The organism is Chryseobacterium daecheongense (assembly GCA_027920525.1).
Classification (GTDB): domain Bacteria; phylum Bacteroidota; class Bacteroidia; order Flavobacteriales; family Weeksellaceae; genus Chryseobacterium; species Chryseobacterium proteolyticum.
The window spans coordinates 4,461,440-4,473,355 of the sequence record CP115858.1 but is presented as its reverse complement, the minus strand read 5'-3'; the positions used below and the strand labels follow the sequence as shown (position 1 = coordinate 4,473,355).

The 11,916-nt window shown below is 33.5% G+C and carries 10 protein-coding genes; 2 read left to right on the top strand and 8 right to left on the bottom strand.

What is annotated here, in order from left to right; genetic code table 11:
• Complete coding sequence (locus PFY10_20080; protein ID WBV56489.1) at positions 1 to 2,991, bottom strand: SusC/RagA family TonB-linked outer membrane protein; 2,991 nt, start codon at positions 2,989 to 2,991, stop codon at positions 1 to 3.
• A 674-nt stretch (positions 2,992 to 3,665) separates the two neighbouring features.
• Here PFY10_20080 and PFY10_20075 point away from each other — a divergent pair.
• Entirely contained in the window at positions 3,666 to 3,953 is a 288-nt protein-coding gene (locus PFY10_20075; protein WBV56488.1) for a hypothetical protein, read from the top strand.
• Between the two features lie 194 nt (positions 3,954 to 4,147).
• Here the strand turns inward: PFY10_20075 and PFY10_20070 are convergent, their stop codons facing one another.
• The 4 genes from PFY10_20070 to PFY10_20055 form a co-directional block, all read right to left on the bottom strand.
• Positions 4,148 to 4,486, bottom strand: a complete 339-nt coding sequence (locus tag PFY10_20070) for a hypothetical protein (protein WBV56487.1) — start codon at positions 4,484 to 4,486, stop codon at positions 4,148 to 4,150.
• A gap of 127 nt (positions 4,487 to 4,613) precedes the next feature.
• Positions 4,614 to 5,180: a hypothetical protein gene (locus tag PFY10_20065; GenBank protein ID WBV56486.1), complete on the bottom strand. Its 567-nt coding sequence runs from the start codon at positions 5,178 to 5,180 to the stop codon at positions 4,614 to 4,616.
• 18 nt (positions 5,181 to 5,198) lie between these two features.
• Entirely contained in the window at positions 5,199 to 6,497 is a 1,299-nt protein-coding gene (locus tag PFY10_20060; GenBank protein WBV56485.1) for a hypothetical protein, read from the bottom strand.
• Between the two features lie 456 nt (positions 6,498 to 6,953).
• Positions 6,954 to 7,247, bottom strand: a complete 294-nt coding sequence (locus PFY10_20055) for a hypothetical protein (protein ID WBV56484.1) — start codon at positions 7,245 to 7,247, stop codon at positions 6,954 to 6,956.
• A 582-nt stretch (positions 7,248 to 7,829) separates the two neighbouring features.
• Between PFY10_20055 and PFY10_20050 the strand changes: the two genes are divergently transcribed.
• Complete coding sequence (locus tag PFY10_20050) at positions 7,830 to 8,144, top strand: hypothetical protein (protein ID WBV56483.1); 315 nt, start codon at positions 7,830 to 7,832, stop codon at positions 8,142 to 8,144.
• A gap of 143 nt (positions 8,145 to 8,287) precedes the next feature.
• Here PFY10_20050 and PFY10_20045 read toward each other — a convergent pair whose 3' ends face one another.
• The 3 genes from PFY10_20045 to PFY10_20035 form a co-directional block, all read right to left on the bottom strand.
• A complete protein-coding gene (locus PFY10_20045) occupies positions 8,288 to 8,935 on the bottom strand; it encodes a methyltransferase (GenBank protein ID WBV56482.1) in 648 nt (215 codons plus the stop codon).
• Positions 8,936 to 9,694: 759 nt separating this feature from the next.
• Positions 9,695 to 10,864, bottom strand: a complete 1,170-nt coding sequence (locus PFY10_20040; GenBank protein WBV56481.1) for an NUMOD4 domain-containing protein — start codon at positions 10,862 to 10,864, stop codon at positions 9,695 to 9,697.
• Between the two features lie 69 nt (positions 10,865 to 10,933).
• Entirely contained in the window at positions 10,934 to 11,896 is a 963-nt protein-coding gene (locus PFY10_20035) for a PDDEXK nuclease domain-containing protein (GenBank protein WBV56480.1), read from the bottom strand.
• Between the last annotated feature and the right edge of the window lie 20 nt (positions 11,897 to 11,916).

The following is an 11,916-nucleotide window of genomic DNA, read 5'->3' as shown; positions in this document are numbered from 1 at the left end:
TTAAAAGTTAACCTGCATGCCGAAGGAATAGGTCTTTAGAGGCGGCAGAAATCCTAAAGATGAAAACTCGGGGTCCAGCCCGAAGTACCGGGTCCATGTATAGAGGTTCTGGCCCTGAAAGTAGATCTTGGCTTCCCTGATGAGCTTTCCATGTAAAGGAATCCGGTAGCTGAGCTGAATATTTTTCAATCGGATGAACGATCCATCGGAAACGGTTGCATCACTCATCTGAAATAAACTATGCAGTGGTGACGAAGTAGCGTGGTACGGCATGTATAGCCCATTCGGATTATCCGGTGACCAGACATTAAGGGCTTCTACCGGAAGATTCCGCATCAGTCCGGGGGAAGACATCTGGTAATTAAAATTGCGGCTTTGCTGTTTGACAAACTGAACGAGTAGTGACAATGACCAGTTTTTATAGCTGAAATTATTGCTCCAGCCTCCGAAAAACTCTACGCCTATATTTTTAATTACCTGCCTGTCATCAGGGGAACTGATCTTACCATCGCCATTGTAATCCGTAAAGATATACTGGCCATTTAGAGGGTTGATGCCTTCCAGATGATATAATTTTACAATATTAACGGATTGGCCTATAGCATAAGAATTAGCATAGGTTGATCCTTCCAGTCCCGGGAAAGACAGAAGTTTATTCTTTGGAATGCTGAGATTAGCTGATGTTTCCCATTTAAAAGCTCCGGTAAACGGACGTCCCGCTATCTCAAATTCCCATCCTGTATTTTGAATGGTGGCATCTAGATTAGCGAGCACTGAAGTAAACCCTGTTACCGAGGGAAGCTGATAACCTACCAGTTGATTCGATGAGCGATTCCGGTAATGAGATGCCGTGATATTAAGCCTGTCTTTAAAGAATCCCATGTCGAGTGCAGCTTCTAATTTAACGGTTTTCTCCCAGCTGAAATTAGGATTGAAGAGCTTGGAAGGAACCAGTCCTGTTATATTATTATACCCTAAGGTAGACGTGATAAACGTATCGTTATACTGGTAGTTCCCAATATTATCAGTTCCCGATGAACCATAACTTCCCCTCAGTTTTCCGAAGGAGAGCCAGGATAGTTCTTTCATAAAGCTTTCATTGGAAAACAGCCAGGCAGCCCCTACCGCACCGAAATTCGCAAACTTACGGTTACTTCCAAAACGGCTGCTTCCGTCTCTTCTTCCTGTAACATTAATAATATAACGGCGGTCAAACTGATAATTGAATCTTCCGAAGACGGCCATATATTTATATTCCGTTTTGACCTGGTCTGAGATCAGTTTCGTCGTAGCCGCCGCAATATTTTCAATAAATGCATTGCTGGTAAAACCATACCCTTGTATGGCATCCTGAGTATTCAGATCGCTTTGATAGGTACCTCCTGCCAGGACATCAACCTGATGACGCCCTTTTTTGAAGCTCCAGTTCAATTGCGGCTCCAAAGTATAGGATAGCCTGCTTTTATTGCTTTGTAGTGCTCTGGAATTGGCAGGACCTATCCCTAACGATGGATTATAGATCGTACTGGGTTGCAATGACAGTTCATCAAAGGTCTGGTAACTAATTCCTCCATTGAGTCTGATCTGTACGTTTTTCAGTAGTTCATAACCCGCCGTGAAATTGTTCATGAACTGGATATTGTTATTGGAATAGGTACTGTTATAAGCGGCCACAGGATTATCAAAGGTATTGTTCTGCCAGTTGATATTCCCTTGAGCATCGTAAAGGGCCGGGGCATTAGGTGCCAGAAATAAGGCACTGCCGGTATTGTCAAGGCTGATTACATTGTGTTCCAGCTTTGAAAAGAGTGTTGACATGGTAAAATTCAGCCTGTTGTCTGCTGAGCGGTGTGACAGGTTACCCAGTAAGGTATTGGTTTTATACCGGAAATCTTTAGCAAATACAGTCGTCTGCTCATTGTGTCCGTAACTTACCAGAAAAGAGGTCTTCTCTCCTCCTCCTGATAAAGACAGCTGGACATTGGAAGTTACCGATGTATTGCCGAGAAGTGTTTTGAACCAATCCGTGTAACGGGTCTGTTCCCAGGTTCCGTTGATATCATAAGCATTGGCCGGATATACTGAAATTCCGTCATTCGCATAAGCCTGCCTGCGCATTCCCACATATTGCTCCGTATTCATCATGGTAAGATTGGAAAGGCTATTGCTTAGTGCATACGAAGTATTGACGGAAAGACCCAAAGATCCTTTCCTTGCCCGTTTGGTGGTCACCAGTACTACTCCATTGGCTCCTCTGGAACCGTAAATCGCAGTCGCATCTGCATCTTTTAAAACTTCAATGCTTTCGATATCATTAGGGCTGATATTACTTAGAGGATTCAGGTTGGCATCTGACAAAATGTTGGCACCGTAAGCAGCAGTCATCCCGCTTCCCACGGGGACACCATCCACTATGTATAAGGGCTGGCTGCCATCAATTTCACTGTTGGCATAGGTTCTAAGGCTATTTCGTCCCCGGATCTGGATGCTGTAGCCGCCTCCCGGAACTCCTGAATTCTGGGTAATATTGACTCCTGCCATTCTTCCCTGCACCGTTGATAAAACATTAGTGACAGGCTGGTTTTCTATATCTTTTGCTGAAACTTTGGCGATACTACCGGTTCTTTCTTTGTCTTTAACCTTGTAGTAGCCAGCGTTGAGAATAACTTCTTCGATTCCCTTTACTTTTTGTTCTAGACTGATATTAACGACGGTCTGATTAGTGAGTGCGAATTTTCCTTCAGCATAATCAGGATGTCTGAACAATAGGATGGGATTTTCTGCTGAAACCTGTAAAGAAAAGGTTCCGTTGTTACCGGTTATGGTTACCTCATCACTTTCCTCTTGGGAGATTACGACTCCCTGCAAAGGTTTTCCGGATGAGGTGACTGTACCAGAAATAGCGCGTACTTGAGCTTTTATGTTGATGCTTACAGCGGTCAACATGAGCCCAAAGAAAATCCCTCCTATATGGTAATAGGAATTTTTCATAGATTTGTAAAGGTTTTTAATTTTTAAATGATTAATTACTGAACTACGCTCTTTCCCTAGGTCGTCAAACTGCATGGGAAGGGGCTTTTTTCTTTCTTCTGATTTTTAAGTTGAGTATTTTTTTTGATTCATTTTTTACATAAAGACTTTCCTGATGCCCTTTGATATGAAAAAGGACTGGTGAGGTTCTGCAATCATTGACCGCAAGGCACCGGAAAGAATTTAATATGAATGAAATCTGTGTTCCCGTGTAAGCTTTTTAAAGCCGCAATAGGTTGTACCCTCCTATTGTATCGTGTAGTCTGATACTATGTTTAGGAAGCGTGCTTAGATTGTAATGTAAAGGTGGACAAACAGCATTGGAAAAAAAACGACGTGGGTACTCTACATTATCCGTAATAGGGGTACTGGTATACCGTGCAACAGATAAGAGAGCCCACGCCTAGGTCGTGAGCTTTCTGCTTATCATCTTGTTGCTTTAAAAATTACCAGTTTTCTATTACAAGATTCTAAACAATAGCTTCTAATATTTCGTTGAAGTATCGGAAAGTCACATTTATTGTAACTTATTTTACAAATATAGTAAAAATATATTTGGTAAACGAAAGCGTACCGAATAAAAATTTTAATAGTTCTTAATTGCAAGTATGTTTACTGATGCTGAGAAAATCATAATGATAAAGACTGCAATTGCATTACGACTATTACTTAGCCGTAATAAAGGTTATTCCGAAAATAATAAGTCTGATATCATTGATAGTTATGAAAAAATTGCAATCAATTCTAATGCTGATATAAGAAAAGCAACCGTAACAAATGCTTTTAGTGGTAAAAAAAGATCATCAATGGTAACAATAACTCTTATCGTTGAATCAATGGGATTTACAATGTTTGATTTTGGCGAACAATACTGCAATATAACAAATAAACAAATTTTAGATTTTCAAAATTCTTTTTTTTAAATAAAAATCCTAACAAGAATCGGATTTTTTTATTTCTCCTAGTACCTAACTATTTTTGTGTCAGTTCTATTTTACTCTCTCAAAATATCTTCAAAGGGAAATATTGAAAAAAAAATATCCCGGACGACTAATCCGGGATTATGAATATTTTTAACTATTATTCTGTTAAAATAATCTTTTAATTGGTTCTGGTCTTATTTGTAATCTATTAAATCTTCCATTTTAAGCCTTGCAGCCGATATTATCAATTTAGTAGCATTCCAAAAATCTCTTTGAGATTCACTATTTTGAGATTTACTATTTAACCCTGAGGCGTAATATGTTTTTTCATTATCAAAATTATCATATAATGTTATTGTAGTAAAAGATCCATCTATTAAATTATCTTTTACTGAAATTGTATCATTTTCAATCTTTAGAATCGCATTATATACTTTTTCAAATTTCTTTTTTGAAATTTTTAAACTAAACTTTACATCTTTGTCTTTTTGAACAAAAACTTTTACACCCTTTCCTTTGAAAGTTTCGAACATAATATCGACTTTATGTCCAATAACAATTGCACTTGAATGTTGAAATTTTAGATAAAACTTCTGAGAAAATAATGATTTGGAAAATAATAAAAGTAAAAATACCAATAATATTTTACACATAGTTGAGTTATTGTTTTATTAACACAATGTCTTTAGGAAAGTTAATAGGAAAGTCTCCATTCTGATCAACATATGAATTATGCTGACAGTTTGGTTCGACAATACTGGGCAAATACTCAAAATGCAATGTCATCTGTGTGGGTGTAAAATTTGTAATATCTATACTTGCCATTTTTCTACACATATTTTTAGGATAAAAAGTTAATCTTTTCCAATTACCATTTTTTAAACTTATGGTCATTCCTCTGAATTCCGGGGATTTTTCATCGAATCTAGTAATTCTATCAATTTCTCTAGTGCCGTTAGCCGTAACAACTTTTCTTTCTCCAACAATTTTATCTATATAATAGGGGTCATTACCACCATAATAATATTTTACTTTTCGTAATTCTAAAAATAGTGTTTTTCCATCCCATGTTCCTTTCCACAAACCTACATACTTGTTTAGCTCATTGTTCATATCTTTTATATAACCGTTAGCAGGAATATCACTTGGAGATGTATTTAAAGGGTATGTTTGTGCCTTAAAATACAATGAAGAGAGTGTTACAATAATTAAAAATATATTTTTCATAATTTTCTTTTTTATCTTTTATGGACAAGGTACTTCAGATCTGTTTCCATTCACTAATTTAATTTCTTTGTTTCCGTTTGATTTAGTTTGATACAATTTTAAACCTGGCATATCCATTCTTTTAGCTAAAAATTTCAAAAATTCTTTTTCAAGTTTTTCTGTATCATAATTTATATTTCCACTAACATTACCAACACTGACTGCACTACTTAACTGTTCTATATACTTTTCATTTAAATTATCGAATTCTTCTTGAGTATAGTTCGGTAAAGATGTTGTATTAGTACCATCAAAGTTTATTGAATAATTTCCATTACTTGTTACAAGAACAAAGGTAAGATCATTTAGAGGAATTTTAGGTGTGTTAGTCGATACAGAATTCCAATTTTGAGCCCATATAATCCATTTATTAAAAAAGACTATATCTCCAGGCGAAAACATGGGGAAAAGTTTATCATAATGAGAATGCATAAGAAGTACAGTATTGGTGAAAATTTTCATGTCTACCTCTCTCGTTCCTGGTTTATTTTGTAAAATCTGACTTTGACCATCTGATGATATTCTAAAACCACTTTCATAATTGTCTCCTGTTTTACCTTCTAAAGTTGTAATATTACTTTGGAAGTTTGTTGATGTCGTTTTTTCCTTTAATTTTTGACAAGGATTCCCACTACTATTAGTCCCTCCACCCCCGCCAGGATAATAAGGAAATGTGGGACCTTCTGGATTTGGATTCGTTGGTGTATCACCACCTCCAATTTCATTGCATACTGTAATGTATTGAGTTTCCCAATGCCCACCGGCATCTGGATTTGTTTCGCTGTTGGGATACCACATTGAGACCGAGCTAACAGCACACTGTACAATACCTCTGGCAGCTTCAGAGCTCATTTTATCTTGTTTTAGAGGTTTTCTTTTTTCTAATGTTGCATAACCTTCAAAAAATTTGATATGTTCAGGATCGATATCATTGATAAATGTGATATAATTTCCATTTCTAGGAACTTTTAAACAAGATACAATTGTTTTGCCATTTGCAATAGGAACTATTAAAAAGCTCTCATTAGTACGTCCCATAGTCATAGCATAATCCCATAAGGGTGTCCCGTTTACTTTTTTTATTTCAGATTCATTCTCCTGGTATATCTTCATTACGTTTTTAATGTAGGTTTCATCTTCTTTCCAGAGGCTTTTGGAATTATACTCTTTAGATGGGGAATTTTCGGCTGAGGAATTCAAGTCATCATGCATACAGGAATAAACCAAAATGCTAAATGCGACTAAGAGCAGTAGCTTTAAAATAAATTTGCTTTTCAATGTTTGTAATCTTAAGTTAGCTAATATAAAAATATTTTTTAATTCACAGTTTAGGGTTTTCCGTAATGTTTTAAGTAATTTAAAGGCAATATACTTTTAGTGAGCGCCAAAATATGTCGCAATAAATATTTTTCATAACAAGATTTGGTTTATAGGCAAAAAAAAAGTGTGGAACTATGTCCATTTTTTAAGAGGTGGTAGTATCCAAACAAACAGGCCAAGCCGTAGTGTGAGTATTGCATGTTCCTGTAGTTTTACTGAAACTTGCCAGCTTTCCAAAACAAGAAAGCTACCTTAATTTTTTATCGTAAATGTTATTGGTACCTAAATTTTTTACTCTTCCGTAAATAGATGTTTCATAATTCTCAAAGCCTTCAATTGTACTTCGCTGCTCGTGTAAAAGTTTATCTAAAGAATCATATAATTGAACCATTTTTTCGGCCTTATTATAAATAATCATTCCCTCCATACTTGGATCGTCATTATATTGATCAGGTTGTAATAAATCAAATTGTGGTAATTTTGTTTTATCATCAGATTTTGGTAATGCTTTATGTGAACAGATGAATTTTTGTGTGGTTTGGTTATGTCTATACCTAATTTCCCTTCTTTAGAAAATATGATATCATTGGTTTGCTGAGCAATAGTTGGAAGCCCTAAAGCAGTATTATCTTTTCCTCCATCAACATTAAACACACCTTGTGGATTTGAAGTATTAATATCCATTTGAGAATATAGAAGGTAGCTCACGAAACGGGAATTATTTCCAATGATCTGATAATTCAGAATGGTCGTTTCTTATCTCTAACTGATATAAGACAAGAAGAAATTGAAAAAAGAAGAGTTTTAGAGTCTGGGAAAAAATTAGCAATCATAGATGAAAATTATTTTACAGATAATTTCAACATGTTTCAAATGATTATTCCTACTATAGTTTTAAATGATAATTGGAATATTAACAGCTCCAGGTGCTTAAAACTTTAGGGAACCACCGGTTTAAATCAAATACTGGAAATGAATATTTAATGGCCAATTTTATTGAGCTGCCGATTTATAACAAGGGAGATAATTATATCAGATTTTATATTACCAAACCTACAGCCAATATGCTCTTAAATAATATTAATGGCTATTCAAAAGGTTACAGAAGCATTTTATTTGCGTCCTCGTCTCCAATGCCTCTTAATGTATATTTATACATTAAAAAGAAATTTGGGAAAATGAATGGGGGTAATATAAAAATTAAAAAAATTTATTGCAGAATTAGCGCTTGCTGATCATTATAATAAAAAGTCAAAACTTGAATTTTTTTTATCTTCAATTAAGAAAAAATTGAATGAGATCGGAAACATTTCCTTCGGCTTTTCTATTCAGAAAGATAGCATCAACTTTTCTTTATATGAAACTAAAAATACAGTTTTCATAGAATATCCGTCTAATGATGAATATAAAGCCAGTAACGCATTAAAATACATTAAGAAAAAGCGCAAATTAATTGATAAACATTTAGTCTATATTAAAACTAAATTTGAAGAACATGGATATGAAAAAATTAATGTGATAACTAAAAGTAGACTTAAAGCAGATGTAGTTGGAGACGATTATTTAAAATGGTTTGTTGATAAATGTATTGAGCTAAAATTATAATACCCCACTTAATGTTCCTAACAATAATACCCCAGTGAAAGTTCCTAACAGTGATACCCCCACCGGATTTCCCTTGATCAAACGCATAAACTCTATTATTAAAGGTTTTAACCTTTTTTTCCGCATTTACTAATAATATAATATTAATCATTTTTTTGTACTTCAAACTCTGCAAAATCATAATTAAAATCTGAAGAAATTTCGTTTTCTTTAACGTACTCAAAATCAAAAAAATTATCTTTTTTATTGATCTCAAGCCAAATTAATGCAACTTCTACATTTGTTTTTCTTTCAGCATCAACAAAAGCATTTTCTACAAACTCAATTTTTGCATTATATTTTTGAAGGAAAAATGCTAATCTTTTTCTACTTTCCGAAAATTGATTTTTTATTGTCTCAGCATTCAGAATACATGCTATTTTAGTTTTTGAAGCAATTTCAATAGCTTTTAATAAATGTAGGTCTCCACTATCAAAAGGTGGATTCATAATTATAAAATCGAAATACATATCCTTTTCATAATTTAGAAAATCACTGTGTATAACATGGAATCCTTCAGCACGTAAAATTTGTTGAAGCTCTGGTTCTAATTCTATACAATAAATTTTAGATCTAGTTTTATCTTCAATAAATTTTGTTATGTCTCCTTTTCCTGCGCTTGGTTCTAAGACGTTACCATTAATTATAAAATTGTCTTTGTATTCATATTTTCCAGTGATTTTATAAGGTTCTAAAAGTTTTCTTATTAAATTTTCAGGAGTTGGATAAAAATTTGTATTAAAAATTGCCATAATTGATCATAATATTATATTTATTAGTTAGTAGTTATATTATTTAAAATGTTATTTAAATTTGAGTTGTATGCTTTGGTATCGAGGACACTTGACTTTCTCTGAAGTGGCAGGAGCCCTGGGTAAAAAGCATAAAATAAGTTTCGTTTTTGTTTGTTGTTTTTCCGATGATTTCAAAGAACTCCTGCTGTTTGCTTCGTACAACTGAGGTTTCGACTTTTCTATGCCAATGTCTCGTGAAATGTTTTAGGCTAAAAATTGGAGCGGAGAATCCGCCGGGAGTCGGTGTAGTTTTTTTGTGGTGGGTTTATTTTTTTGCAAAAAAATGGATTCCCAAAAAAATACAGGAAAGAAAGTTTAAGAAAAAAATATTTCAAATTTGCATCAGGAAATCGACAAGACCTCTGTTGAGCAAACTAAGGTAAGTTCTTATCATTGGGGAAGTGACGGAACAAAAATGTCATACTTAAGCTTGTTACCCTGGGATCGCCACATATTAAATATAAATTCCACTCAGCGGACAGGAATGTGATCCTGAGAGGTCTTTGTCCCGGCATCAGGATCCTGGACTGCTGACAAAAAAATACTTCGTTAAAATGATTCCGGAAGCGAAGGATATCACCAGGAACCGGCATGATTTAACGAACTAAAATAACCTTCCATTTTTAACGAATTATATCAGCTGCAGATCTTTCTCCAGGAATGAAAAATAATTAGTTAAAATAAAAGTGGCATATCCTCCCGGACATAAATTTAGCATTATCTTTTTTTGAGTACATAATTAGCGGAATGTAGTGTAAGCTTTGATATATCTATCTCCCATTGAGGATTACTTTCATTAACTACCATTAAATTTCTATTTGATAAATCAAATTTATCTACAAAACAATAGTAGAGTAATTTACTTATTATAATGCGAACATATTTTCCTTCATTACTTAAAGTGCATGATAGAGAAATTGATTTTTTACCATTAACTATTAATCTTTGGAATAATATTTTCTCCTGTAAAAAAACAAGCTTTTTATTTGAAATCCATGAGCTTAATCGCTTTAATCTTCCTTTATTAGATATAACAAACCGAGACTCAAATCCAGGAATTGGTACAGGAACCCAGAACTCTCCGGGAAGATCTTTAATATCCAAATTAAGACAAGGAGGAGGATTGTTTTTATCGATTATAGGCATATCAAGTCTCTGCCAAAGATAGTTGTTAAATATACCATTCACATGATCTGAATTTTGAACCATACAAAAATCCTTTTTTTGAGGAGGACTATCTTGTAAAAACCATCTAAATGTTCCGGAAGTTAAAATTTTTTTATTCACTACATCCAAAATGCCTTCACAAGAAATGCCTAATTTTTTTTCTACATCATATATACTTTCATAACTAGCAATGAAATCACCTTCAACAGTATATTGATTAACAGGTCTCATGTAATCAACATGTGCGTTTTTTGCCCGATTCTGTCGAAAAGTGGTAAGGCGTTTATCCTTGACCGAAATTTTTTCTAAATTATTACAATGCTTATTAAATACGTTATTATCTTTATAGGAAATAATAAAAGATCTATCCTTGATATCAAATTTTTCAACAAAATGATAATATACTAAGCGAGCAACGGATCTGGTGTATTTCCTGCCGTTCAAAGATAAGCCACATTGTATATTATAAATATTTGTTTTTAGATAATTATTATACTGTTTTGTAATAATTAATTTTTTAATTTTTTCTGAAATCCAATGCTCTCTTTCAAATGAAATATGTGAAATTCTTCTTAAACTTTTTACTCTTCCGTAATTAGAAATTTCATAATTTTCAAAGCCTTCAATTGGACTCCATTGTTCATCCAAAAGGTTATCTAAGGAATAGTTCTTGAGAACTTCATTTAAGTATTTATTCTCTAGTATATTTAGAGGTTTCATAAAGCTAAAAATTATAATGTATAATACAATTTAATATTTCATAATACATGATAATATTATTTTCTAGAATTAATCTCCAAATAAGTCATGTAATTTTTGTTGAAGTATTTTTTTATCTGGAAGTTGAGTTTTATATTCCGAAACCATCGTTGGTGAAAGGCTTCTACTTAAAGCATATTCAACAACCTCATTATCTTTATCTTTACACAACAAAATTACTATACTTGGATTCTCATGTCCTTTTTTGACATCTCGATCAAGTGCTTCAAGATAAAAATTAAGCTGCCCTAAATGTTCCGGTTTAAATTTATCTGCTTTAAGTTCAAAAGCTACTAAGCACTGTAGTCCTCGATGATACAAAAGCAGATCGATATAAAAGTCCGAAGAGCCGACTTGTACCTTATACTCTTCTCCCATAAAAAGAAAATCCTTGCCTATTTCAAGAATAAAATCTTTCATTTGTTTTATCAGACCTTTTTTCAAATCATTCTCAGAGTGTTTATCAGGCAAGTTTAAGAAATCAAAGATGTAAGTATCTTTAAAAACAGTACTATGTTCTGAATTTATTTCTCTCAACACCGGTGAGACTTTTGATTTACTTATCATTGCTCTTTCAAATAAGCTTGCTGTAATCTGCCGTTCTAACTCTCTTTTACTATAACTCTCCAGTTTTGTTTTTTTAAGATAAAATTCTCGTTCTTCCGGTGTTTTACATCGAGAAAAAATAACCATATTGTGGCTCCAGCTAATTTCTCTCACCAGTGGTGAGAGTTTTGGAGAATTTTTATATGTTTCATAAAACTGTTTCATTCTCCAAAGGTTTTTATCTGAAAAACCTTTTATTTCAGGTTCCGTTTTAATAATAAATTCTGATAATTCTTTTACAACAGACTGTCCCCATTCACTTATTTCAACTTTTTTGCTAATGTATGCACCTACATTCCAGTACAAATTTAGGTCATTTATGAATTGTAAGAATATATTAAGTATAAAACTGTAGTAAAATAATTCATCAAAATTGACTTTAGTCATAAATAATAAGCCTTTATCAA

Coding starts and splice junctions, on each gene's coding strand:
- PFY10_20080 (WBV56489.1), bottom strand. CDS start 2,991: ATGAAAAATTCCTATTACCATATAGGAGGGATTTTCTTTGGGCTCATG.
- PFY10_20075 (WBV56488.1), top strand. CDS start 3,666: ATGATAAAGACTGCAATTGCATTACGACTATTACTTAGCCGTAATAAA.
- PFY10_20070 (WBV56487.1), bottom strand. CDS start 4,486: ATGTTCGAAACTTTCAAAGGAAAGGGTGTAAAAGTTTTTGTTCAAAAA.
- PFY10_20065 (WBV56486.1), bottom strand. CDS start 5,180: ATGAAAAATATATTTTTAATTATTGTAACACTCTCTTCATTGTATTTT.
- PFY10_20045 (WBV56482.1), bottom strand. CDS start 8,935: ATGGCAATTTTTAATACAAATTTTTATCCAACTCCTGAAAATTTAATA.
- PFY10_20040 (WBV56481.1), bottom strand. CDS start 10,864: ATGAAACCTCTAAATATACTAGAGAATAAATACTTAAATGAAGTTCTC.
- PFY10_20035 (WBV56480.1), bottom strand. CDS start 11,896: ATGACTAAAGTCAATTTTGATGAATTATTTTACTACAGTTTTATACTT.